17 protein-coding genes are annotated in these 24,835 nt (G+C 53.1%); 11 read left to right on the forward strand and 6 right to left on the reverse strand.

The features are described 5' to 3' along the window. Window positions 1-150 precede the first annotated feature (150 nt). A complete protein-coding gene (nadC, locus tag PTW35_RS01990) occupies window positions 151-1,038 on the reverse strand; it encodes a carboxylating nicotinate-nucleotide diphosphorylase (RefSeq protein WP_281027419.1) in 888 nt (295 codons plus the stop codon). A gap of 537 nt (window positions 1,039-1,575) precedes the next feature. On the opposite strand from nadC, the gene ampD reads away from it, so the two are divergent. From ampD to lpdA, 5 genes are all read left to right on the forward strand, one after another. Then, on the forward strand, window positions 1,576-2,130 hold the full coding sequence (ampD, locus tag PTW35_RS01995) for a 1,6-anhydro-N-acetylmuramyl-L-alanine amidase AmpD (RefSeq protein ID WP_039456936.1): 555 nt from the start codon (window positions 1,576-1,578) through the stop codon (window positions 2,128-2,130). A 314-nt stretch (window positions 2,131-2,444) separates the two neighbouring features. After that, complete coding sequence (gene pdhR / locus PTW35_RS02000; RefSeq protein WP_281026346.1) at window positions 2,445-3,218, forward strand: pyruvate dehydrogenase complex transcriptional repressor PdhR; 774 nt, start codon at window positions 2,445-2,447, stop codon at window positions 3,216-3,218. A gap of 82 nt (window positions 3,219-3,300) precedes the next feature. Beyond that, on the forward strand, window positions 3,301-5,964 hold the full coding sequence (gene aceE / locus PTW35_RS02005; RefSeq protein WP_044622459.1) for a pyruvate dehydrogenase (acetyl-transferring), homodimeric type: 2,664 nt from the start codon (window positions 3,301-3,303) through the stop codon (window positions 5,962-5,964). A 14-nt stretch (window positions 5,965-5,978) separates the two neighbouring features. Next, a complete protein-coding gene (gene aceF / locus PTW35_RS02010; protein ID WP_281026347.1) occupies window positions 5,979-7,844 on the forward strand; it encodes a pyruvate dehydrogenase complex dihydrolipoyllysine-residue acetyltransferase in 1,866 nt (621 codons plus the stop codon). Window positions 7,845-8,026: 182 nt separating this feature from the next. Then, window positions 8,027-9,457 (forward strand): dihydrolipoyl dehydrogenase, encoded by a 1,431-nt coding sequence (lpdA, locus tag PTW35_RS02015; RefSeq protein ID WP_039456949.1) that lies wholly within the window; start codon window positions 8,027-8,029, stop codon window positions 9,455-9,457. A gap of 195 nt (window positions 9,458-9,652) precedes the next feature. Here lpdA and PTW35_RS02020 read toward each other — a convergent pair whose 3' ends face one another. Further along, window positions 9,653-11,569 carry a methyl-accepting chemotaxis protein gene (locus tag PTW35_RS02020; RefSeq protein ID WP_281026348.1) on the reverse strand — a complete coding sequence of 639 codons (1,917 nt, stop codon included), beginning with the start codon at window positions 11,567-11,569 and terminating at the stop codon, window positions 9,653-9,655. A 133-nt stretch (window positions 11,570-11,702) separates the two neighbouring features. On the opposite strand from PTW35_RS02020, the gene PTW35_RS02025 reads away from it, so the two are divergent. Beyond that, window positions 11,703-13,943, forward strand: coding sequence for a patatin-like phospholipase family protein (locus PTW35_RS02025; protein WP_281026349.1), 2,241 nt, complete (start codon window positions 11,703-11,705; stop codon window positions 13,941-13,943). A 276-nt stretch (window positions 13,944-14,219) separates the two neighbouring features. Further along, window positions 14,220-16,817: a bifunctional aconitate hydratase 2/2-methylisocitrate dehydratase gene (gene acnB, locus PTW35_RS02030; protein ID WP_044622462.1), complete on the forward strand. Its 2,598-nt coding sequence runs from the start codon at window positions 14,220-14,222 to the stop codon at window positions 16,815-16,817. A gap of 57 nt (window positions 16,818-16,874) precedes the next feature. Here the strand turns inward: acnB and PTW35_RS02035 are convergent, their stop codons facing one another. The 4 genes from PTW35_RS02035 to PTW35_RS02050 all read right to left on the reverse strand — a co-directional run bounded on the left by PTW35_RS02035 (window position 16,875) and on the right by PTW35_RS02050 (window position 21,335). Continuing rightward, a complete protein-coding gene (locus PTW35_RS02035) occupies window positions 16,875-17,336 on the reverse strand; it encodes a DoxX family protein (RefSeq protein ID WP_039456961.1) in 462 nt (153 codons plus the stop codon). A gap of 290 nt (window positions 17,337-17,626) precedes the next feature. Next, complete coding sequence (locus PTW35_RS02040; protein WP_281026350.1) at window positions 17,627-18,763, reverse strand: glycerate kinase; 1,137 nt, start codon at window positions 18,761-18,763, stop codon at window positions 17,627-17,629. A gap of 12 nt (window positions 18,764-18,775) precedes the next feature. Beyond that, window positions 18,776-20,041: a GntP family permease gene (locus PTW35_RS02045; protein WP_039456967.1), complete on the reverse strand. Its 1,266-nt coding sequence runs from the start codon at window positions 20,039-20,041 to the stop codon at window positions 18,776-18,778. Between the two features lie 157 nt (window positions 20,042-20,198). Further along, entirely contained in the window at window positions 20,199-21,335 is a 1,137-nt protein-coding gene (locus tag PTW35_RS02050; RefSeq protein WP_281026351.1) for a sugar diacid recognition domain-containing protein, read from the reverse strand. Window positions 21,336-21,444: 109 nt separating this feature from the next. On the opposite strand from PTW35_RS02050, the gene PTW35_RS02055 reads away from it, so the two are divergent. From PTW35_RS02055 to PTW35_RS02070, 4 genes are all read left to right on the forward strand, one after another. Further along, window positions 21,445-21,813, forward strand: coding sequence for a YacL family protein (locus tag PTW35_RS02055; protein ID WP_039456975.1), 369 nt, complete (start codon window positions 21,445-21,447; stop codon window positions 21,811-21,813). Between the two features lie 192 nt (window positions 21,814-22,005). Continuing rightward, window positions 22,006-22,344, forward strand: coding sequence for a P-II family nitrogen regulator (locus PTW35_RS02060; RefSeq protein WP_281026352.1), 339 nt, complete (start codon window positions 22,006-22,008; stop codon window positions 22,342-22,344). 24 nt (window positions 22,345-22,368) lie between these two features. Beyond that, the gene (locus PTW35_RS02065) at window positions 22,369-23,598 is read left to right on the forward strand and encodes an ammonium transporter (protein WP_281026353.1); all 1,230 of its coding nucleotides are present in this window, start codon (window positions 22,369-22,371) and stop codon (window positions 23,596-23,598) included. Window positions 23,599-23,759: 161 nt separating this feature from the next. Then, window positions 23,760-24,773, forward strand: coding sequence for a Fe(3+) ABC transporter substrate-binding protein (locus PTW35_RS02070; RefSeq protein WP_281026355.1), 1,014 nt, complete (start codon window positions 23,760-23,762; stop codon window positions 24,771-24,773). Window positions 24,774-24,835 lie beyond the last annotated feature (62 nt).

Consider the following 24,835-nt stretch of genomic DNA (forward strand, 5'->3'; position numbering starts at 1 on the left):
GCTGCCGAGGCGTTTAAGTCGGTGGAGACATATTTAAGGTGTTGATTTTTATGTCAATTGAAGCGAATCTCTGCTCGTGGGCCGTACCCCGAAACAAAAACAGGCCCCCGAAGGAGCCTGCTCAACAATCAAGACTGGTAGCGGCTGCGCTTATTTGAAGCGCATCGACAGATCCATCGCCTTGAGGTGCTTGGTCAGTGCGCCGACGGAAATGTAATCCACACCCGTTTGGGCAAACTCGCGGATGGTCTCCAGCGTCACGTTGCCGGAGTTCTCCAGCGCGGCGCGGCCGGCGTTGATTTTCACTGCTTGGCGCATCATGTCGGTGGTGAAGTTGTCCAGCATGATGATGTCGGCACCGGCATCAATGGCCTGCTGCAGTTCGTCCAGCGACTCGGTCTCGACTTCAACCGGCTTGCCCGGGTTGAGCTGCTTGGCGGTGCTGATGGCTTGCTCGATACCGCCGCAGGCGATGATGTGGTTTTCCTTGATCAGGTACGCATCGAACACACCGATACGGTGGTTGTAACCGCCGCCGCAGGTCACGGCATATTTCAGCGCGCTGCGCAGGCCCGGAATCGTCTTGCGGGTATCAAGCAAGCGGCACTCGGTGCCTTCGAGCTGCTTGGCATATTCGGCAACGGTAGTGGCACAGCCAGACAGGGTCTGGATGAAGTTCATCGCGTTGCGCTCGCCGGTCAGCAGAATGCGTGACGGGCCACGCAGGGTGCACAGGGTCTGGTTCGGCTCGACCTTGTCGCCGTCTTCGACATGCCACTCAATGCTGACTTCGCCGCCAAGCTGGCGGAACACTTCCTCGGCCCACATCTGGCCGCAGAAAATACCGTGTTCGCGGGTGATGATGGTGGCGATCCCTTGGCTGTCTGCCGGGATCAGGCTGGCCGTAATATCGCGGCTGGCATCAATCTCGCCGCCGAGATCTTCGCGCAGGGTGTCGGCAACGGCACGGGTAATTTCAAGGGGAAGCTGCTGTTTAAGGTAATTCAAGCGCGATTCGCTGTCGTGCTTCTTTTCCATTTGAGTCATGACAAATCCGTAGCAAGGTTTGGCTGCTGAAAAGGGGCGGGAGCCGCTCCCAGGTTAACTGGCGCTGATCATACCGCGATGTGGGGTGAGATCCTAGGTGCGAGTGCCTAGTTCATAGGAAAGATGGTGCTTGGACCTAGGAGGAGCAGGCCCTAGGAAAGCAGGAAGAGCTATAAATAAGAGCGAAGAGCTTGACGTATAATCGCTATCAGTAAATGCTTCTGCTAGACCAAGGACCAAGGACCAAGGACCAAGGACCAAGGACCAAGGACCAAGGACCAAGGACCAAGGACCAAGGACCAAGGACCAAGGACCAAGGACCAAGGACCAAGGACCAAGGACCAAGGACCAAGGACCAAGGACCAAGGACCAAGGACCAAGGACCAAGGACCAAGGACCAAGGACCAAGGACCAAGGACCAAGGACCAAGGACCAAGGACCAAGGACCAAGGACCAAGGACCAAGGACCAAGGACCAAGGACCACAGGACCACAGGACCACAGGACCACAGGACCACAGGACTTAACAATGTTAACAATTAATCAAGACCACTGGCTGGAAGGGGTCAAGCATGTGCCTTCGCCGTTCCATGATGCCAGACCGGATAGTGACGATATTTCGCTGCTTGTTGTACATAATATCAGCTTGCCGCCGGGCCAATTCGGCGGTCCGTATATCGAACAGTTGTTTACCGGTACTCTAAAACCTGACGAACATCCCTATTTCGAGTTAATTTCCGGTTTTCGGGTATCGGCTCACTGTCTAATTATGCGAAATGGCGATATTATCCAGTTCGTTCCGTTTGACTGTCGGGCTTGGCATGCGGGTGTGTCGACATTTGCAGGCCGCGACAAGTGCAACGACTATTCGATCGGAATTGAACTGGAAGGAACGGATACCCTGCCTTATACCCAGGCCCAGTACGATACCCTTGCCGCACTCACCCGGGTGCTGCTCGACAACTACCCCCGCATGGATGCCAGCCGGATCACCGGCCACGAGTTTATTGCCCCCGGGCGAAAAACCGATCCGGGTTTGGCATTTGATTGGCTTGCCTATAAGTCTTCAATATTGCTCAAGTAATCGCCAATCAGAGCGAGTGCTGATGAGAAAATTGGCGGGAAAGTGTAACAAAGAATTGGTCTGACCATTGTTTGTTTTCTCGTCAAAGATTGCCCTAACCCCTGTTGACTACTAGTGTTTGTGATGTTTTAACAAGTTTTCATAATTTGAAATTTTTGTTAAATCACCCCTCGTTCTATGATTTCAATCAAGTTGTCGGTAGACATCCTCAATTATTTCTGTAAACTTTCCTCCCATAGTTAAATTGGTAATACCAATTATCCGTATTCCGGACTACCTTGAAACGTATAAGTACAACCAAGAACAAATAACGAATGACTTATAAACGAATCCGCCAACCCAAGCTCTCCGATGCTATCGAGCAGGAACTGGAGCATCTGATCCTCGAGGGAATCCTATCCCCGGGGCAGCAGCTGCCGCCTGAGCGTGAGCTGGCCAAGCAATTCGATGTTTCTCGCCCGTCTGTCCGTGAAGCTATCCAGCGCCTTGAGGCAAAAAAACTACTCACGCGCCGCCAGGGTGGCGGTACCTTTGTGACCGAAAAGCTATGGCAGAGCTTTTCCGAGCCACTGTTGGAACTCCTTTCCGCCCACCCAGAGACCCAGCTTGACCTGCTGGAGTCGCGCCATGCCCTTGAAGGCCTGGCTGCCTACTACGCCGCCCTGCGCGGCAACGAAGAAGATTTCACCCGTATTCGTGACTGCCATTCGCGGATACAGGAAGCCCAGCAGCAAGGTGATTTGCCGGCCGAAGCCGCCGCTGTGATGCAATACCTGATTGCGGTGACCGAGTCCGCACACAACGTGGTATTGCTCCATATCATCCGTAGCCTTGCCCCTCTGCTGGAGCAAAACGTATTACAAAACTTTGAGCTCCTGAACCGTCGCCCCGATGTGGTGGAAAAGGTGCGCAATCATCGAGCCAACATTGTCCAGGCGATTGTTTCGGGTGAGCCCGTTCAGGCCCGCGAAGCATCGCATGCACATTTGGCTTATATCGAGGAAACCTTGTTGGATTTATCGCGTGAAGACAGCAGACGAGAACGCTCTCTTCGACGCATTCAACAACGCAAGGACGGGCTGGATTAGTACCCCTCATATAAGCCGAGGGCACTAGTAAACAGTCGCGACATTGTTAGTTTTGTAGATTATCAACGAAAGGATAGATCGCATGTCTGAAGTCATGAAAAATGACGTGGACGCACTGGAAACTCAAGAGTGGCTAGCAGCCCTTGAGTCAGTCGTTCGTGAAGAAGGTGTAGAACGCGCCCAGTTCCTACTTGAGCAAGTACTGGACAAGGCTCGTCTTGATGGCGTAGATATGCCAACTGGTATCACTACCAACTACATCAACACCATCCCATCAGATCAAGAACCAGCTTACCCTGGCGACACAACGCTTGAGCGCCGTATCCGCGCGATCATCCGTTGGAATGCTGCAATGATCGTACTGCGCGGCTCTAAGAAAGACCTAGAGCTTGGTGGTCACATGGCTTCATTCCAGTCTGCTGCAGCGTTCTACGAGACCTGTTTCAACCACTTCTTCCGTGCTCCGAACGAGAAGGACGGTGGTGACCTAGTATACTACCAAGGCCACATTGCCCCTGGTATCTACTCTCGTGCGTTCGTTGAAGGTCGTCTGACCGAAGAGCAGCTAGACAACTTCCGTCAGGAAGTAGACGGCAAAGGTATCCCTTCATACCCGCACCCTAAACTAATGCCTGAGTTCTGGCAGTTCCCGACCGTATCTATGGGTCTGGGTCCAATCTCTGCTATCTACCAAGCTCGTTTCCTTAAGTACCTAGACGGCCGTGGCCTGAAAGATACGTCAGAGCAGCGCGTATACGCGTTCCTGGGTGACGGTGAGATGGATGAGCCAGAATCACGTGGTGCCATTTCTTTCGCTGCGCGTGAGAAACTGGACAACCTATGCTTCCTAATCAACTGTAACCTACAGCGTCTTGACGGCCCGGTAATGGGTAACGGCAAGATCATCCAAGAGCTAGAAGGCCTGTTCAAAGGTGCTGGCTGGAACGTGGTTAAAGTTATCTGGGGTAACAACTGGGATTCCCTACTGGCGAAAGACACCTCTGGCAAGCTGCTGCAGCTTATGAACGAGACTATCGACGGTGACTACCAGACATTCAAGTCGAAAGACGGCGCTTACGTACGTGAGCACTTCTTCGGTAAGTACCCAGAAACTGCAGCACTGGTTGCAGACATGACTGATGACGAAATCTTCGCCCTTAAGCGTGGTGGTCACGAGTCATCTAAGCTGTACGCGGCATACAAGAACGCGGCAGAAACCAAAGGCCGTCCAACAGTTATCCTTGCTAAGACTGTTAAAGGTTACGGCATGGGTGAAGCGGCTGAAGGTAAGAACATTGCGCACCAGGTTAAGAAGATGGACATGTCTTCTGTTATGCACCTGCGTGACCGCCTAGGCCTACAAGACCTAGTATCTGACGAAGACGTGAAGAACCTGCCTTACCTGAAACTGGAAGAAGGTTCGAAAGAGCACGAGTACCTACACGCTCGTCGTAACGCACTTCACGGCTACACGCCACAGCGCCTGCCTAACTTCACCGAGGAGCTAGTGCTTCCAGAAGTTGAAGAGTTCAAGCCTCTGCTAGAAGAGCAGAAGCGTGACATCTCTACCACGATGGCATTCGTTCGTGCGCTAAACGTTCTACTTAAGAACAAGAACATCGGTAAGAACATCGTTCCTATCATTGCTGACGAAGCACGTACTTTCGGTATGGAAGGTCTGTTCCGTCAAATCGGTATCTACAACCCGCACGGCCAGCAGTACACGCCGCAGGACCGTGACATCGTTTCTTACTACAAAGAAGCGACTTCGGGCCAGGTACTACAGGAAGGTATCAACGAGTTAGGTGCAATGTCTTCATGGGTTGCTGCAGCAACTTCATACAGCACCAACGATCTTCCAATGATCCCGTTCTACATCTACTACTCAATGTTCGGCTTCCAGCGTGTGGGCGACATGGCGTGGATGGCAGGTGACCAGCAGGCGCGTGGTTTCCTACTGGGTGCGACTGCAGGTCGTACTACCCTGAACGGTGAAGGTCTACAGCACGAAGACGGTCACAGCCACATCATGGCTAACACTGTTCCTAACTGTATCTCTTACGACCCAACGTTCGCTTACGAAGTTGCTGTGATCATGCAAGACGGTATCCGTCGCATGTACGGCGAGCAAGAGAACGTGTTCTACTACCTAACGGTAATGAACGAGAACTACGCGATGCCAGCAATGCCGGAAGGTGTTGAAGAAGGCATCCGTAAGGGTATCTACAAGCTAGAATCTTACGCGGGTGACAAGTCTAAAGTTCAGCTAATGAGCTCTGGTACTATCATGAACGAAGTTCGCAAAGCAGCACAGATCCTAAGCGACGACTACGGTATCGCTTCTGACATCTACTCTGTGACGTCTTTCAACGAACTAACGCGTGAAGGTCAAGACGTAGAGCGCTACAACATGCTTCACCCTGAAGCAGAAGCGAAAGTACCGTACATCGCACAGGTTATGGGCACTGAGCCTGCAATCGCTGCAACGGACTACATGAAGAACTACGCAGAACAAGTTCGCGCGTTCATGCCTTCTGAGTCTTTCAAAGTACTTGGTACTGACGGTTTCGGCCGCTCTGACAGCCGTGCGAACCTACGCCGCCACTTCGAAGTTAACGCTGGCTACGTAGTTGTTGCTGCACTGACTGAACTGGCTAAGCGTGGTGATGTTGAGAAATCGGTAATTGCTGAAGCAATCGCGAAGTTCGACATCGACGCTGACAAGATCAACCCGCTATACGCGTAAGAGGCAAATTAAACATGGCAATCGAAATTAATGTACCTGACATCGGTGCGGATGAGGTTGAAGTAACTGAGATCCTTGTAAGCGTTGGCGACAAGGTTGAAGAAGAGCAGTCTCTGATCACTGTAGAAGGCGACAAGGCTTCTATGGAAGTACCAGCTTCTCAGGCGGGTATCGTTAAAGAAATCAAAGTGGCTGAAGGCGACAAGGTTTCTACCGGTTCTCTAATCATGATTTTCGAAGCCGAGGGTGCTGCAGCTGCAGCACCTGCTCCTGCGGCTGAAGCAGCGCCTGCTGCTCCAGCTCCAGCAGCAGCGGCTGAACTGAAAGAAGTTCACGTACCGGACATCGGCGGTGACGAAGTAGAAGTGACTGAAATCATGGTTGCCGTTGGCGACAGCATCGAAGAAGAGCAGTCTCTTCTTACTGTTGAAGGCGACAAAGCATCAATGGAAGTACCGGCACCATTCGCTGGTACTCTAAAAGAGATCAAAGTAGCGGCAGGCGATAAAGTATCGACTGGCTCTCTTATCATGATCTTCGAAACAGCAGGCTCTGCACCTGCAGCAGCGCCAGCGGCAGCTCCGGCTGCAGCTCCTGCAGCGGCAGCTGACCAAGAAGTTCACGTACCGGACATCGGTGGCGACGAAGTAGAAGTGACTGAAATCATGGTTGCGGTAGGCGACATGATTGAAGAAGAGCAGTCTCTGATCACTGTTGAAGGTGACAAGGCTTCTATGGAAGTCCCTGCACCGTTCGCTGGTAAGGTTAAAGAGATCAAGATTGCAGCTGGCGACAAAGTGTCGACTGGCTCGCTAATCATGGTATTCGAAGTTGCTGGCGCAGCACCTGTAGCGGCTCCTGCGGCAGCAGCCCCAGCCCCAGCACCTGCTCCAGCAGCAGCGCCAGCGGCGGCAGCTCCTGCATCTACCGGTGATTTCCAGGAGAACAACGATTACGCTCACGCGTCTCCAGTTGTTCGCCGTCTTGCTCGCGAGTTCGGTGTTAACCTGTCTAAGGTTAAAGGTACTGGTCGTAAGAACCGTATCCTGAAAGAAGACGTTCAGAACTTCGTTAAAGATGCGCTTAAGCGTCTTGAGTCTGGTGCGGCGGCATCTGGCAAGGGCGATGGCTCTGCGCTGGGTCTACTACCATGGCCGAAAGTTGATTTCAGCAAGTTCGGTGAGACTGAAACTAAGCCTCTTTCTCGCATCAAGAAGATCTCTGGCGCCAACCTGCACCGTAACTGGGTAATGATCCCTCACGTTACACAGTGGGACAACGCAGACATCACTGAGCTGGAAGCATTCCGTAAAGAGCAGAATGCTATCGAAGCGAAGAAAGATACTGGCATGAAGATCACTCCGCTTGTATTCATCATGAAAGCGGTAGCGAAAGCGCTAGAAGCCTTCCCAGCGTTCAACGCTTCGCTGTCTGAAGACAACGAGAGCCTGATCCTGAAGAAGTACGTAAACGTGGGTATCGCCGTAGATACACCAAATGGCCTGGTTGTTCCTGTGTTCAAAGACGTGAACAAGAAAGGTATTTACGAGCTATCTGAAGAGCTAATGGCAGTGTCTAAGAAGGCACGCGCTGGCAAGCTGACTGCTGCTGACATGCAGGGTGGCTGTTTCACTATCTCAAGCCTAGGCGGTATCGGCGGTACTGCGTTCACACCAATCGTGAATGCTCCAGAAGTTGGTATCCTGGGTGTATCTAAGTCTGAAATGAAGCCTGTGTGGAACGGCAAAGAATTCGAACCACGCCTGCAGCTTCCACTGTCTCTATCATACGACCACCGTGTGATCGATGGCGCGGAAGGTGCTCGCTTCATCACTTACCTGAACGCGTGTCTGTCTGACATTCGCCGTCTGGTACTTTAAGGTTTCCTAACCCAACCTCCATGCCTGCAAAAGCGGGCATGGAAGTGTTGTGTAGCTCACAGGCTATAGCAATTTACTTTTCAGTTTGTTAACACCTCTGTAAAATCGTTAGCCAGCTGAAACAAAAAGTAGAACACGAATACTTAGCCTGTTAGGGATAAAAGACTTACAACGAGGTCATGATGAGTAAAGAAATTAAAGCCCAGGTAGTGGTGTTGGGTTCAGGCCCTGCAGGTTACTCTGCGGCATTCCGTTGCGCCGACCTAGGCCTAGAAACGGTACTAATCGAAAAATACAGCACGCTTGGTGGTGTATGTCTAAACGTGGGTTGTATCCCATCTAAAGCCCTGCTTCACGTTGCTAAAGTTATCGAAGAAGCAAAAGCCATGGCTGAGCATGGTGTGGTATTCGGTGAGCCTCAAACCGATATCAACAAGATCCGTGTTTGGAAAGAAAAAGTAATCACCCAGCTAACTGGCGGTCTTGGCGGCATGGCTAAGATGCGTAAAGTTAACGTGGTTCAGGGCTACGGCAAGTTTACTGGCCCTAACTCTATCCTAGTTGCTGGCGCAGACGGCGAGCAGACCACGGTTAACTTCGACAATGCGATCGTAGCGGCGGGCTCTCGCCCAATCGAGCTACCGTTCATCCCGCATGAAGACCCACGTATCTGGGATTCAACTGACGCCCTTGAGCTGAAAGAAGTTCCTGAGAAGCTACTTGTAATGGGTGGCGGTATCATCGGCCTTGAAATGGGTACGGTATACCACGCGCTGGGTTCACAGATCGACGTGGTTGAGATGTTCGACCAAGTTATCCCTGCTGCTGATAAAGACATCGTTAAAGTCTTCACCAAGCGCATCAAGAAGAAATTCAACCTGATGCTAGAAACCAAAGTGACCGCTGTTGAAGCGCGTGAAGATGGTATCTACGTATCAATGGAAGGCAAGAAAGCCCCTGCTGAGCCTGTACGTTACGATGCTGTTCTTGTGGCAATCGGCCGTGTACCAAACGGTAAGCTGATTGACGCAGAGAAAGCGGGTATCGAAGTTGACGAGCGCGGTTTCATCAACGTTGACAAGCAGATGCGTACTAACGTTCCTCACATCCACGCTATCGGTGACATCGTTGGCCAGCCAATGCTTGCTCACAAAGGTGTGCATGAAGGCCACGTTGCGGCAGAAGTTATCTCTGGCAAGAAGCACTACTTCGATCCTAAAGTTATTCCTTCAATCGCTTACACCGAGCCAGAAGTGGCATGGGTTGGTAAGACCGAGAAAGAAGCAAAAGCTGAAGGCATCAACTACGAAGTGGCGACATTCCCATGGGCTGCTTCTGGCCGTGCAATCGCTTCTGACTGTGCCGACGGTATGACGAAGATGATCTTCGACAAAGACACTCACCGTGTGATCGGTGGTGCTATCGTGGGTACTAACGGTGGCGAGCTGCTGGGTGAAATCGGTCTGGCGATCGAGATGGGCTGTGATGCAGAGGATATCGCTCTGACTATCCACGCCCACCCAACGCTACACGAATCTGTTGGTCTGGCTGCAGAGGTATTCGAAGGCTCAATCACTGACCTTCCTAACCCGAAAGCCGTTAAGCGTAAGTAATTACGGCTTTGCTAGCGGATATGAAAAAAGCGCCTTCGGGCGCTTTTTTGGTATTTTGGGGCTAGGAAGAGCCAAAAGCTTGGCTTGAATTTGAGGTTCGCAGAGTCTGCTTGCTGAACCTAGAACCCAGAAAACAACAAGGAGGGCCGAAACCCTCCTTGCCGTTTGCTTTTATGTCTTCGCCATCGTATCCGCTTAGAGCGTGAACGTGCCGACCATGTCATCCAGGCGCTTGGACAGATCGCGCAGTGCTTGGCTTGACTGGGCGAGCTGCGAAGCGGTATCGGCAGTGCGCTGGGTCGCTTCGTTGATTTCTTCGATATTGCAGTTGATATCGCAGACCACGGTGGACTGCTCTTCCGTTGCCGTGGCGACCTGGGTATTCATGTCGGAAATCAGGGTGATGCGATCCGATATCGACAGCAGGGCGCCGGAGGCCTCGTCCGCTGCCGAGACGCCATCGGAGGTGAGCTGGCGGCTCTGCACCATCGCGCTGACTGCGTTGCTGGCTTCTTCCTGCAGGCGGTTGATCATCGCCTGGATCTCATCGGTCGAATCGGCGGTGCGGCTGGCCAAGCTGCGTACCTCGTCAGCAACCACAGCAAAGCCGCGGCCCTGCTCGCCGGCGCGGGCCGCCTCAATTGCGGCGTTGAGCGCCAGCAAATTGGTTTGCTCGGAGATACCGCGGATCACATCCAGAATACTGCCAATGGCCTGGGTGTTGCTGGCCAGCGACTCAATCACTTCGCTGACCTGGGTCACATCATTGGCGAGCTGGTTAATGGTATCGCGGGCCTGGCTGACCACCTTCTGGCCGCTCTGGGTTTCGTTTTCGGCATTATGCGCGGCATCGGCTGCGTGCGCGGCATTGCTGGCAATTTCGTTGACGGTGGCACCCATTTCATTGATAGCCGTGACGACCTGCAGGGTACGATCACGTTGGCTGTGGCTGGTATCCAAGGTGATTTCAGCCTGCTGGGCGACAGACTCGGCCGCTTCGCGGAGGCTGTTGCCGGTTTCCGCCACCTCTTTGACTGAGTAGTGGATCTTGCCGATGAAGCTGTTGAAGCCCGCAGAGAGCTGGGCAATTTCATCATTGCCTGATACTTCAATACGGTGGCGGAGATCCCCTTCACCTTCGCCCAGATCTTTGAACATGGCGGCCAGGCGGGAAATCGGCTGGGTGATATTGCTACCGAGCCAAATGGCAAGCAAGACAAACGCGGCGGCGATCCCTGCGGTCCATAGCATGATTTGCTGGCGGGCCTGATTCAGCTCGGCAAAGGCTTCCTCCAGGGGCAGCTGGGCAACCACATACCAGTTCATGGATGGGATGTAGCTGGTGGCCACCAACACATCTTGGCCGTTGATGGTTTGCTGGACGACATTGAAATCATCCTTTGCCAGTAAGGTGGCGGCAGCCTGCTGGCCGTACAGGTTCGCGAGCTGCATTTTGCCCATTACGCCACGGTCGCGATGGATCTGCACTTGGCCTTGGCCGTCAGCGAGGAAGACAAAGCCGGTTTTTTCCAGCTGGAACTGGTTGATGAAGCGGCTCATCTCGGCGAGGGACTTGGAAAGGCCGGCCATGCCTTTGCCATTTAGCTGCTGGTAGTTGACGAACAGTTTGACGTCGCCGTTTGATTCGCGGAAGACACTGAGCGATCGGGCTTGCCCTGAGCGGGTGAAATCATAGAACCAGCTATCTTGCTGCGGGGTCAGGCGGCGCAGAAATCCGTCCTGATTCCAGTAGTCGCCACTGGTACGATCAGCAATAGAGGCATCGAACAATTGGTACTGGTTTTTGATATCATTCAGGCGCCGGATTATTTTGCTTTCATCGGCTTGCGATCTGCCATCATGATAGAGGTCGGTAATGAAGCGGCTGGTGGCCAGTTGCTCGGCGGCAGCCAGCATCAGTGATACTTCTTTATCGATGCTATTGCGGATTTGCAGCAGGGTAGCCGGTAGCTCCGACTGCAGTAACCGGTTTTCGACCACTTGCCTTGCTTGCTTTTGGCTGATGATGCCAACGAGCAGGGTAGAAGCGAGAACCGCAAGGACCATAGCCAGGATCAGCTTTTGTTTGATTGTGAATTGGTTGAACTTCATAGTCTTTTATAGTTTTGTCTGACGATGTGAACGGTGTGTACGTTCACGGAATAAGTAGCCCATGACCCAAGAACAGCCATTTGCGGCAACTCACGGCGTGATATGTTATCTGCACAACTGTTGCAGAACTTTAGTGCTAGGTATCACATTTTTGTGCTTGTTCAGCGTTTCTTTTTCTGCTGTGGCCTTTGCCGAGCAGCGACCTAAGATTGGCGTGGTACTCGGTGGCGGCGGTGCCAAAGGTGCCGCCCATATTGGGGTACTCAAAGCGCTGGAAGATCTTCATATTCCGGTCGACTATATTGCCGGGACCAGTATGGGCGCTTATGTCGGCGGTTTGTACGCGACCGGGATGAGTGCCGATGAAATTGAGGCGTTGCTGACCAGTGTCGATTGGGAGCGGGGCTATCAAGACCGGGTGATGCGGGGGGACCGCCGGGTTAGGGAGAAGCAACAAGAAGACAGATACCAGGTGACTAGTGAGCTTGGGTTTGGTTTTTGGGAGCTCAAAGCGCCGCGGGGAATTGTCCAGGGTCAGACCATGGGGGAGATCCTGCGCTCGACCTCCGGCAACCTGCCGGTGTTCGACAGTTTTGATCAGATGGTGATCCCTTACCGGGCGGTGGCGACGGATATCGAAAACCTGCAACCGGTGGTTCTTGATAAGGGGGATTTGGCCGAGGTGATGCAGGCCAGTATGTCGATACCGGGCCTGCTGCCACCGAAAGAGCTCAATGATAAGCTGCTGGTCGATGGCGGGATCACCGATAACCTGCCGATTGAAGTGGTGCGCAATATGGGGGCAGATATCATCATTGCGGTTGATATTAGCAATGAGTTCAAAAAGCGTGATGAGCTCAGCAATTATTTCGCGGTGATGGATCAGCTGACGGACTTTATGGTGCGTGATAATGCTGACCGCCAGATCGCTTTGCTGTCGGATAAGGATTTTCTGATCCGCCCCAACATCCGCGGCATTAAAACCGCAGATTTTGCCCGTATGCCGCTGGCTTTCGAGAGCGGCTATGTCGAGGTGATGGCGATGGCCGACGAGTTGGCTCACCTCGGTCGAAGTACCTGGTTCCAGCAGTATATCGACAACAAACAGAAACGCCGCCGCCAGCTGGTACCGCTCGATGAGTTAGTGGTCGATGAAATCCGGCTGCAGAATAACAGCAGCTATGCCGACGACGTGCTGCTCGACCGCTTGCAGCTCGAGGCCGGCCAGGTTATTTCCTCCGAGGAGCTGGGCGAGAGCGTACGCAGCTTGTATGCCCTGGATCGTTTTGAGCGGGTTGATTACCGTATCGAGCAGATTGACGGTGATAATGTCATTTTGCTCGATGTGAGGGAGAAAAGCTGGGGGCCGAATTTTATCGATTTTCGCTTTGCCCTGGAGGACGATTTCGAAAACAGTACCGATTATTCGTTTGGTGTCGCCTTCAATGTGACCGGACTGAGCCGGGCAGGCGCCGAGTGGCGTACCGAGTTGGAATACGGCTCGGACAAGCGAATTGGCACCGGGCTATACCTGCCTCTAGTCAAGGATCACGACTGGTTTTCGCTGATCTCCGCCGAGTATAAAAGTACCGATTACAATATCCCGCTATTCGGGGAGGAGCCGGCTCTTGAGGATATTGATTTCTTCCTTCCTGCCACCTATACCGATACCGTATTTGATGCTTCGTTTGGCTGGCAGCCGACGCTGTGGCAAGAGTTCCGGATTGGGATGCGTTATCTCAGCGGTGAAACCGAGGTGTTGGGTTTTCCGGAGCTTGGGCTTGAAAAGCGAAGGAGCCAAATTGGTTATATCCGCTACAGTCTCGATACCCTCGACGATATTATGCTGCCCAAGCAAGGCAATCTCCTCGAGCTAGAGCTGGCGGCTTCGGATGATAGCAGTCGCTTAGATGGTGTTGAGTATGAAGACTTTTCGGTTCATATGGACATTAACTGGAAGGGGGCGTTGACCTATGGTGATCATACCTTCATGGGCAAGGCTGAATATGGTCGGGTAAGCTCGGACTTTGATTTGCGGCTTGACCCCAAAGAGCTGGGGGGATTCCTCAACCTGTCCGGGATCCCGAAGAACAGCTTGTCGGGTAACAACAAAATATTCACCGCCGCGATTTACCGCTACAACCTGATGGAGCAGGATTTTGGCTTGTTCAAATCTTCGGTTTTTTTCGGCGGCTCGCTGGAATACGGCGGGGTCTACAACAGTTCAGATCTGAGCTTCAAGGATGTACCCCTCTATACCGCAGGCAGCTTGTACTCGGGGCTCACCACCCCGGTGGGGCCGCTTATCTTGGCTTATGGCCGGACCGAGCAGTCGAACCATGCATTTTATGTCTTCTTCGGCGGGGCACTATAAGTTAACAGTCTGATATGAGGGGGAAGAATGCCAACGGTGGGTATTACGGTTGCTTACATTTATTCAAAATTTGTGAATGTTGTAAAAAACGACCGGATTTTAATATTACGTTAAATCTGGTATGCTCGATAAACGGTTTTGGTCTCCGTTGGCTGAAATAGTAACATTTCTTATGTGACAGAAGGAATATCAAGCCCTTCCAACACGCTAACGGTAGATCAATCACTTCCAAGGATGTTTGGCCATCGCGGCCAAACCTAAAATGAGGAATATGTCGTGCTTGAAGCCTACCGTAAACACGTCGAAGAACGTGCTGCAGAAGGAGTTGTTCCAAAGCCGCTCGATGCTGAGCAGGTTGCCGCTCTGGTTGAATTACTAAAGACCCCACCAGCCGGTGAGGAAGCCTTTCTGCTAGATCTCCTGGAAAATCGTATTCCCCCTGGTGTGGATGAAGCCGCCTATGTGAAGGCGGGCTTCCTTGCTGCACTGACCAAAGGCGAAGCGCAGTCCCCAATCGTCAGCAAGGAAAAAGCTGCCGAGCTATTGGGTACTATGCAGGGTGGTTACAACATCGAGCCGCTGATTGCATTGCTAGACGATGAAGCCCTGGCTCCGATTGCGGCTAAAGCGCTGTCTCATACCTTACTGATGTTCGATGCCTTCTATGACGTCGAAGAAAAAGCCAAAGCCGGCAATGCTTTCGCCCAGCAGGTGATCCAATCTTGGGCGGATGCCGAGTGGTTCCTGTCCAAGCCGGAGTTGGCTGAAAAGATCACCCTGACTGTTTTCAAGGTCACTGGTGAAACCAATACTGATGACTTGTCTCCAGCACCGGATGCATGGTCTCGCCCTGATATCCCGCTGCATGCCCTTGCTATGCTCAAGAACGAACGTGAAGGTATCGAGCCTGAACAACCGGGTTCTATCGGTCCTATCAAGCAGATTGAAGCACTGAAAGAGAAAGGCCATCAGTTGGTCTATGTTGGTGATGTTGTCGGTACCGGCTCTTCCCGTAAGTCGGCGACCAACTCGGTACTGTGGTTCATGGGCGATGATATCCCTAATGTCCCTAACAAGCGTGCCGGTGGTTACGTACTTGGCGGCAAGATCGCGCCAATCTTCTTCAATACCATGGAAGATGCCGGTGCACTGCCAATCGAAGTTGACGTGACTGCGCTTAACATGGGGGATGTGATAGATGTCTACCCGTACAAGGGCGAAGTCCGCCGCCACGGCAGCGATGATGTGGTGTCTACCTTCGAGCTGAAAACCGATGTATTGATTGACGAAGTGCGTGCTGGTGGTCGTATTCCTCTGATCATCGGCCGCGGCCTGACTGACCGTGCCCGCCAGTCTCTGGGGCTCGCTTCTTCTGATGTGTTCCGCCGCCCGGTTGCGGTTGAAGACTCAGGCAAAGGTTACACTTTGGCCCAGAAGATGGTCGGTAAAGCGTGTGGTGTTGAAGGTGTCCGTCCTGGCACATACTGTGAGCCGAAGATGACTACCGTGGGCTCGCAGGATACCACCGGTCCAATGACCCGTGATGAGCTGAAAGATTTGGCTTGTCTGGGTTTTTCAGCTGAACTGACCATGCAGTCGTTCTGTCACACCTCGGCGTACCCTAAGCCGGTTGATGTGAACACCCACCACACCCTGCCTGATTTCATCATGAACCGTGGCGGTGTGTCGCTGCGTCCGGGTGACGGTGTTATCCACTCATGGCTGAACCGTATGCTGCTGCCTGATACCGTCGGTACTGGTGGTGACTCGCATACCCGTTTCCCATTGGGGATTTCGTTCCCGGCAGGCTCTGGTTTGGTCGCGTTTGCGGCGGCAACTGGCGTCATGCCGCTGGACATGCCTGAATCTATCTTAGTCCGCTTCAAGGGCGAGATGCAGGAAGGCATTACCCTGCGTGACCTGGTTCATGCCATCCCTTATTACGCGATTCAGCAGGGGCTGCTGACCGTTGAGAAAGCGGGTAAGATCAATGAATTCTCGGGCCGCGTGCTGGAAATCGAAGGTGTTGAGCATTTAACGGTAGAGCAGGCGTTCGAGCTATCGGATGCATCCGCCGAGCGTAGTGCGGCAGGCTGTACTGTTAAGCTATCGCAAGAGTCGATTGCCGAGTACCTTGAGTCGAATATCGTGATGCTCAAGTGGATGATCGCTGAAGGTTATGGCGACCGCCGTACCATCGAGCGTCGTATCACGGCGATGGAAGAGTGGCTGGCAAATCCTGAGTTGATGGAAGCCGATGGCGATGCCGAGTACGCGCATGTTATCGAAATCGATCTGGCAGAAATCAATGAGCCTATCTTGTGTGCACCGAATGACCCGGATGATGCGCGTCTGCTGTCTGACGTACAGGGCACCGCAATCGATGAAGTGTTCATCGGCTCGTGCATGACCAACATCGGCCACTTCCGTGCGGCAGGTAAACTGCTAGAGAAGTTCGGCGGTACGCTCGATACCCGCCTGTGGGTGGCACCGCCAACCAAGATGGACAAAGACCAGCTTACGGAAGAAGGTTACTACGGTATCTTCGGCCGTGCCGGTGTGCGTATCGAAACGCCGGGATGTTCGCTGTGTATGGGTAACCAGGCCCGCGTTGCCGACAAGGCAACGGTGATGTCGACATCGACCCGTAACTTCCCGAACCGTTTGGGTACGGGGGCCAATGTGTACCTGTCTTCGGCAGAGTTGGCGGCAGTGGGCGCAATTCTTGGCCGTATCCCGACCAAGGAAGAGTACCTGGAGTACGCCAAGCAGATCGATGCGACGGCAGCGGATACCTACCGCTACCTCAACTTCCACCGCATGGAGCAGTACACCAAGAAAGCGGATGATGTGATTATCCAGCAGCCAGCCTAAGGGTAAGTTGCTACTAATAAAAACGCCTCCAGTTGGAGGCGTTGTTGTTTGCTTTAATTATGCGCTTTTTTCTTTCGCTAATGCCTTGGCTTTACGGCGCTTGCTGAGCCAAAAGTGTTCGAGGCCGATGCGGCCGCCGCCTTGTACCATCAGGGTGAGGTAAACCAGCGAGTAGATAAAGGCCAGTTCAGCGCCTGCCCAGCCTTTGGCCATTCCCACCGCGTAGGTTGCTGTGCCCATGGTAAACAGCAGTACCAATGCACTGATACGGGTTAATACACCCAGCATCAAGGCTATCGAGCCAAGTACCTCGGCTAACATGGCCAGTACCAGGCTTGGGGTAGAGCCGATACCGAACGGGTCGATAAAAGTCGGAGCTAGTTCGCTGAAGTTCATGATCTTGCCGATACCGTGGGTCAGCATCGCGCCGCCGATAGCCAAACGGAGCAGCAGCAGAAGCAGATCTTCGATACGGTGAGATCCGTTACGGCCGGATAAGAGAGCAAGTAGTTTGTCCATGACAGGATCCTTTAGAGGGAAAGAGTAGCTTGTCCTATTAGACTACGGGGGAGATGACTTTAATCTGAATGACACCGATCAATATGTGGTTCTGGGAGCAAGCTAACACAGTTTCAGGATGGTGGTTTTGTGGGGTGGGTAACACTTGAGCTAGAGGCTCGAGTGGTATGCCCCATAAAGTAGACTCGGGGTGAATTCTCAAATTCGTACATCATGGTTTTTCATTACTCGACGTCAGCGCAAAAAAAAAGCCGATACGTGTAGTACCGGCCTTGTTATCTAGCTAACTATCAGCGTTTGCCGACGGTCAGCATGGCGGCAACGTTGCGTGCGGTCATCTCGACGTTGAAGGCGGCTTCATCCATGGCGGTTTGAAGCTCCATAGCTCGTGGAGTCACGCTAAATACTGCGTCGATGCCGTGGTCGTAAACCGCGTCACAGTCTGCAGCCAGACAGCCTGCGATACCAATCACCGGAAGGTGGAAGCGCTTGGCCGTACGGGCAACACCAATTGGGGTTTTGCCGTGAACTGTCTGGCTATCGATACGGCCTTCGCCGGTGATCACCAAATCCGCATCGGCACAGATATCCAGCAAGTTAACCGCATCCATCACGATGTCGATACCCGGGCGAAGGCTGGCATCCAGCAGACCAAGTAGGGCAGCGCCAAGGCCTCCTGCAGCCCCGGCACCGGCCATGTCTTTGACATCACGGCCCAGTTGGGCTTTGATGATATCTGCATAGTGGGCCAGATTGGCGTCAAGTTGCTCGACCATTTCCGGTGTCGCGCCTTTCTGCGGGCCGAAGATCTGCGAGGCACCTTTCGGGCCACAAAGTGGGTTGTCGACGTCGCAAGCCACTTCGAGTTTCACGGTGGCAAGGCGTGGGTCTAGGTTGGTCTTGTCGATCGTTGCGATGCGTGCCAGCTCGCCGCCGCCGAAACCAACGTCCTCGCCGTTTTCGTCAAGTAAACGGATACCCAGAGCCTGTGCCATACCGATACCGCCATCATTGGTGGCACTGCCGCCGATACCGACGATGATGTGCTCGACACCTTTGTCCAATGCCGCCTTGATAAGCTCGCCGGTTCCGAAAGTGGTGGTTTTTAGCGGGTTACGCAGTTCAGGCTCGACAAGGTGCAGGCCCGATGCCGCCGCCATTTCGATAATCGCGGTACGGCCGTCGCCCATCACACCGAAGAAACCGTCCACTTGCTCACCCAGAGGGCCGGTCACAGACTGTTCGACGATAGAACCATTGGTGGCATCAACCAGAGACTGCACGGTGCCTTCACCGCCGTCAGCCATCGGTAGTTTGTGGTACTCCGCTTCCGGCAGGACTTGGCGGAAACCCGCTTCGATAGCCGTAGCCACTTCCATGGCCGTCAAACTTTCTTTGTATGAATCTGGGGCAATTACAATTTTCATGACTATGAATCCTTAAACGAAGAAGCCGAATACACCGAAAATAAGGGTCGAGATGACAGCAATCACTAGGCCAACTGCTGACTCGTAAGGGACAAGCTTGAGGCGCTCTTTGATGTCCATGTGCACAGCACCACCGGTTGCATGGAAGAAGCTGCCGTGAGGCATGTGGTCCAGTACCGTTGCACCGGCATGGATCATCGCGGCACCTGCCAGTGCTGGCACACCCAGCTCAAGGATGGTGTGGCTGAAAACACTTGCGGCAACGGCGGTACCGGCGGTGGTTGAAGCCGTGGCCAGTGACATCATCGAGCCCGAGATAGGCGCCAGCAGGTAAGATGGCAGGCCAGAGGCGGTCAGCAGCTCAATCAGGCCGTCACGCAGGCCGGAGTTGGCAATGATGCCAGCCAGGGTACCGGTACCCAGCAGCATAACGGCAACAGGAGCCATACGGGTCAGGCCGGATACCGCAAAGTGGTTGGTATCGCGGAAGCGGCCCATCACGACGGCACCGACCAAGCCACCAAGAGGAAGCGCGATCAGTGGGTCAACGTTGATGCCGGCAATTGGGCGCAGGGCCAGCAGGGCAATTGCGATGAGCGGTGCAACAATGGCGGCACCGAATTTTGGCAGGCGGCTGTGGTCGATGGCGACGACTTCGTGCTCAGCCACCTTGCTGCCGCGGTTAACCAGTTTTTTGGCAATGAAGTAGGCGAAAGCCATGCCGCACAGGCCCGGGATCACACCGGCTGCCATCACGGATGTCAGCGGGACATCGAACGCATCGGCAGCCGCGATAGCATTGGGATTCGGTGACATGATGTTACCGGCCTTACCGCCACCGACCATGGCAAGAAGGATGGCCATTTTCGACAGGTCGGCACGGCGGGCAATGGCCAGCGCAATCGGGGCGACAGTGATCACGGCCACGTCAACGAAAACGCCGACAGCGGTCAGGATCATGGTGGCGACAGCCAGTGCCAGCAGGGCACGGGTTTCACCGACTTTCTTTACGATGGTTTCAGCGATAGAGGTTGCGGCCCCTGATTCAATCAAGACACCGGCAAGGACACCCGCGGCCAAGATCCGCAATACCGCTGTGACAATACCCTGGGCGCCACCAATCATCAGGTTCACGGTGTCGGTTAGCGACACGCCACCGACAATACCACCGACAAGGGCACCGATGATCATGCCGTAGGCGGGCGGTACTTTTTTCAGGATCAGGCTAATGGCCACGACCAGCGCAGCCAACGCACCAAGTGTTGATACTTCTACCATGTTCTATTCCACGTCAAAATAAAAAAAGAAAACGAAAATTCTTAACTGCGGTGGAATGTACTTGGCCTGGCCCGTTTTGGCTTTAGGCGAGGTGACGAAAAATCATCACCCCAGCATTATGTTTTTGTGCAATCGCACAAATTGAGGGGGTTGTCAGCTAGCAGGAAAGGGCGAGGTATAATCGGGTCTTATCAGATAAGTTATTGAAACTTAGCTGGGTTTCCTGCTCGATGCGATCGAGGCGGTAACGCAGCGTATTGCGGTGAATATGGAGCACTTCGCACGTTTGAGCTAAATCACAATTCTGCGCAAAAAATGCCTTCAAGGTTTTTAGCAGGGTGCCTTTGGGATCATTGGCCCTGAGGGTTTCGAGCGGTTTGACCAATTGTTCGTAGCGCCATGGGTCTTCTTTGAGCCCGCTGAGCAGCACCGGCAGCAGGTGATCTTGGTAGAACAGGACACTATCCTTGCTGGTGGCGGCATTGAGCGTGGCCTGGGCGGTTTGGAACGAGCGCGACAGTCCCTGTAGCCCGGGGAAGTAGTCGCCGAGGGCGATCTGGATCGAAAAGTGGCTTTGCTTGGCCACCCGCCGTATCAGTTTGTCAATCCGCTTCTGTTCGATTGCCCGCGACCAGCCCGTCTCTTCGAGCGTGATCGGCTTGAGTACCACTATCTCATTGAGCGAGACCGAGTGGATACCGACCAAGTTATCACGCTCGGGGTATTCGAGTAGGTGGACCATTTTCTGTAAGTGTTCGAGCGACAGCGATGCGCCCGCGGCGGGAAGCACTTTGACCAGGGCGGCGATCCGGGGCTGGGCCAGATCCAGATCGAGTTTCTGGGCAATGGAGATCAGCTGGGCATCATTGAGCTCGGTATCCTTGATCAGCTGCAGCACCAGTTCCTCGCGGTGGCGCTTGTTCCACTGGACCTGGGACATCAGCGCTTCCTGCTCGACGATCAGCTCGGCGGTCATCTTGACCAGTTCGCCATAGTTGCGCACTTGATCCGGTGTGCCGGAGATCCCGACGACGCCGATAATCTGGTCGCGAAAGACGATGGGCAGGTTAATGCCCGGTTTGACGCCCTTGAGCTGCAGCGCGGTGCCGGGATCAATCTCGACCACCCGGTTGTCATTGATGGCCAGTATCGCCCCTTCATGGCGCTGGTTGAGGCGGCTGGGATCACCGGAGCCGATGATCCGGCCATATTCGTCCATGACATTGACCGAGTGTTGGATGATTTTCATCGCTCGCTCGACGATTTGCCGGGCAATGGTCGCATTGAGTTGCATTTTGGTGTCAGATCCTGAAAATGTGCGCTCTTGCGCGAAGAGGCGGTCTCACCGCCCAGCTTAAACCAGTTTATCATTTAAGATCACCGACATCACACAGAGGATAGCTATGGATTACGACTTTAAGAAAAACACCTTGGACGGTAGCTATCATGCGGTTTTCTCGATGGGGCATGAGGCCCTTGGCCGCTGGCTGGTGGAAGAGATCGGTAAGGACTTTGACAAGATGGATGCCGTCATGTGCCAGCTTGGTGCACTGAAAAACAGCACCCAGGAATGGCGGATGATTGGCGACGAGCTGACCTTGAGCCTGCAGGACAATGAAGCGCTAGTTCAAGCTAACTATCTGTTTTCAGAAGATGATACCGAGCTTGAGGACAATATGGACTTTTACGACGAAGAGGCCGTGGCGGTGTGCGGGTTCGAAGACTTTGCCCTGGTTTTGACAGCGTGGCGCGCTTTCGTCACCCGTTTTTGAGCGGGGGTGCCCGCGCAGGGGGAAGTTGCTTCATTACGGTGAAAAGGCTGCACTATTTAGGTGCGGCCTTTTTTGTACCCAAATCACATTTCTAGTTAAGTTGCTGAAAATATAGAGTTAAAAAAGTTGGCACGTTGCTTGTTTGTTATTGAACTGTGATTGAGAAGGAATTCTGTTTTCGAGGAGCAGGCAATGAAATTGATCAACGCAATAATCAAACCATTTAAGTTGGACGATGTACGCGAAGCGCTGGCAGATGTTGGTGTCGAGGGAATGACCGTTTCTGAGGTCAAGGGCTTCGGTCGCCAGAAGGGCCATACCGAATTGTACCGCGGGGCTGAGTATCAGGTGGACTTCCTGCCGAAAGTGAAGTTGGAAATTGCCACCCAGGCCGAAAACATGGAAGCCATTATTGAAGCCATTTCAAAAGCGGCGCATACCGGCAAAATCGGAGACGGCAAGATTTTTGTCTACGACCTGGATCATGCCGTGCGCATCCGTACCGGCGAAATCGATTTAGAAGCCTTATAAGAATAAGTGTAGGGGACGAAGATTATGGAACTAGCAACGACTGTTACTGAGCTGCGTTATGCACTCGACACCTTTTTCTTTTTAATGTCAGGTGCCTTGGTGATGTGGATGGCGGCGGGCTTTGCCATGCTGGAAGCAGGGTTGGTGCGCTCGAAGAACACCACCGAGATCCTGACCAAAAACTTTTGTTTGTATGCTATCGCTTGCACCATGTACTTGATTGTCGGTTACAACATCATGTACGTCGATAATGGCGAAGGCGGTTGGCTGCCTTCCATCGGCGCCTTGATTGGTTCGCAGGCCGAGGGCGCGGATCACTCTTTGGAATCTGACTTTTTCTTCCAGGTGGTGTTTGTGGCCACGGCAATGTCTGTGGTATCAGGCGCGGTTGCCGAGCGTATGAAACTGTGGTCTTTCCTTATTTTCTCTGTCATTTTGACTGGCTTCATCTACCCACTCGAAGGCTACTGGACTTGGGGCGGTGGCTTCCTGTCGGAAGCGGGCTTCAGCGACTTTGCCGGCTCGGGTATCGTTCACATGGCCGGTGCTGCCGCTGCGTTGGCCGGGGTGATGCTGCTTGGTGCCCGTAAGGGGAAATACGGCAAGAATGGTGCCATCCACCCCATCCCTGGCTCAAACATGCCATTGGCGACGCTGGGTACCTTTATCCTGTGGTTCGGCTGGTTCGGTTTCAACGGCGGTTCGCAGCTGATGCTGTCGGATTTCGAGAACGCTACCGCGGTAGGCCAGATCTTCCTTAACACCAATGCGGCGGCGGCGGCGGGGGCTATTGCTGCGCTGGCGGTATGTAAGACAACCTGGGGCAAGGCGGATCTGACGATGATCCTCAACGGTGCCTTGGCCGGCTTGGTCGCTATTACCGCAGACCCTCTGTCACCATCGCCAATGGCCGCGGTGAGCATCGGTGTGGTTGCGGGTGCACTTGTCGTCTTTAGCATCATCGGTTTTGATAAGATCAAGATTGACGATCCGGTCGGTGCGATTTCGGTTCACGGTGTATGTGGGTTCTTCGGTCTGATGGCGGTACCGTTCAGTAATGGTGATGCGACATTCGGTGCGCAGTTGCTGGGTGCGGCGGTGATCTTCGGCTGGGTATTCGCAGCAAGCTTGGCGGTATGGGCTGTGTTGAAGTACACCGTCGGCATTCGAGTGACGGAAGAAGAAGAGCTGGCGGGCATGGATCTTCACGACTGTGGTATTGATGCCTACCCTGAGTTTGTCAGTGTGAAATAAGTAACATATATTTAGTTCACATCTTTTAAAAAACGCTGCCGAAAGGCGGCGTTTTTTGTTTTTTATTGCTTCTGCGCATTGTTTTGCTTTTCGTCTACAGTATAATTGAGCGATATTGATAACCGTTATCATTACATTTTGCGTTTAAGGGAAGGATTAAAATGAAAAAGCTGTTGGCATCGGCAATTCTAGTGGGTTTGGCGGCTCCTCAAGCGGCTATCGCGGCTGAAGAAGTGAATGTTTACTCATACCGCCAGCCGTTCTTGGTTGAGCCTATGTTCAAGGAGTTCACTGCTGAGACTGGTATCAAGGTGAACGTGAAGTTTGCCAAAGAAGGTTTGGCAGAAAAACTGCAGCAAGAAGGTCAGTACAGCCCGGCGGACGTAGTTTTGACAACGGATATTAGCCGTTTGGTTGAGCTTTCTGATAAAGAGTTAGTTCAGGCGGTTGACAGCAAGGTGATTGAGGCTAACGTACCGGCACAGTTCCGCGACAACGAAGACGAGTGGTTTGCGCTGACGCTACGCACTCGTAACGTGTACTCATCACGTGATCGTGTTGGCCGTCTACCTGCTGATTTTGATTACGCAGATCTTGCCAAGCCTGAGTGGAAAGGCAAAATTTGTACCCGCTCTGGTAAGCACCCATACAATATTTCTCTAGTGTCTTCGATGATCGCTCATTACGGTGAAGTAGAAACCAAAGAGTGGCTGGAAGGCTATAAAGCGAACCTGGCTCGCAAGCCACAGGGTAATGACCGTGCGCAGGTTAAAGCAGTGAAAGAAGGCCTGTGTGATCTGGCTATCGGTAACAGCTACTACCTTGGTAAGATGGTTAACGACGAGAAGCAGAAGTCTTGGGCCGAAGCGGTATACATTAACTTCCCGGGTCAGGAAAACAACGGTACCCACGTGAACGTCAGTGGTATGGCAATGGCGAAATACGCGCCTAACCAAGAAAATGCCCTTAAGCTGATGGAATTCCTGACTGGCGATAAAGCCCAGCAGATGTACGCGGAAGTGAACTACGAGTACCCAGTGAAAGAAGGCGTTAAGCGTTCTGAGCTAGTGGCATCTTGGGGTGACTTCACGGCAGACAAGGTATCGCTGGATAAAGTAGCGCAATACCACAGCACAGCAATCAAACTGCTGGACGAAGTGAAGTTTGATCTGTAATTGGTTACAAAAAATGGGGTGTAATGCCCCATTTCTTGCTCAAGGCTAAGTACTTTTTCCAA

The organism is Photobacterium sp. DA100 (assembly GCF_029223585.1).
In the GTDB taxonomy this organism is placed as follows: Bacteria; Pseudomonadota; Gammaproteobacteria; order Enterobacterales; family Vibrionaceae; genus Photobacterium.

Coding starts and splice junctions, on each gene's coding strand:
- aceF (WP_281026347.1), top strand. CDS start 5,979: ATGGCAATCGAAATTAATGTACCTGACATCGGTGCGGATGAGGTTGAA.
- nadC (WP_281027419.1), bottom strand. CDS start 1,038: ATGGAAAAGAAGCACGACAGCGAATCGCGCTTGAATTACCTTAAACAG.
- PTW35_RS02035 (WP_039456961.1), bottom strand. CDS start 17,336: ATGGACAAACTACTTGCTCTCTTATCCGGCCGTAACGGATCTCACCGT.
- pdhR (WP_281026346.1), top strand. CDS start 2,445: ATGACTTATAAACGAATCCGCCAACCCAAGCTCTCCGATGCTATCGAG.
- ampD (WP_039456936.1), top strand. CDS start 1,576: ATGTTAACAATTAATCAAGACCACTGGCTGGAAGGGGTCAAGCATGTG.
- PTW35_RS02060 (WP_281026352.1), top strand. CDS start 22,006: ATGAAATTGATCAACGCAATAATCAAACCATTTAAGTTGGACGATGTA.
- PTW35_RS02055 (WP_039456975.1), top strand. CDS start 21,445: ATGGATTACGACTTTAAGAAAAACACCTTGGACGGTAGCTATCATGCG.
- PTW35_RS02065 (WP_281026353.1), top strand. CDS start 22,369: ATGGAACTAGCAACGACTGTTACTGAGCTGCGTTATGCACTCGACACC.
- aceE (WP_044622459.1), top strand. CDS start 3,301: ATGTCTGAAGTCATGAAAAATGACGTGGACGCACTGGAAACTCAAGAG.
- PTW35_RS02070 (WP_281026355.1), top strand. CDS start 23,760: ATGAAAAAGCTGTTGGCATCGGCAATTCTAGTGGGTTTGGCGGCTCCT.
- PTW35_RS02050 (WP_281026351.1), bottom strand. CDS start 21,335: ATGCAACTCAATGCGACCATTGCCCGGCAAATCGTCGAGCGAGCGATG.
- PTW35_RS02020 (WP_281026348.1), bottom strand. CDS start 11,569: ATGAAGTTCAACCAATTCACAATCAAACAAAAGCTGATCCTGGCTATG.
- PTW35_RS02045 (WP_039456967.1), bottom strand. CDS start 20,041: ATGGTAGAAGTATCAACACTTGGTGCGTTGGCTGCGCTGGTCGTGGCC.
- PTW35_RS02040 (WP_281026350.1), bottom strand. CDS start 18,763: ATGAAAATTGTAATTGCCCCAGATTCATACAAAGAAAGTTTGACGGCC.
- lpdA (WP_039456949.1), top strand. CDS start 8,027: ATGAGTAAAGAAATTAAAGCCCAGGTAGTGGTGTTGGGTTCAGGCCCT.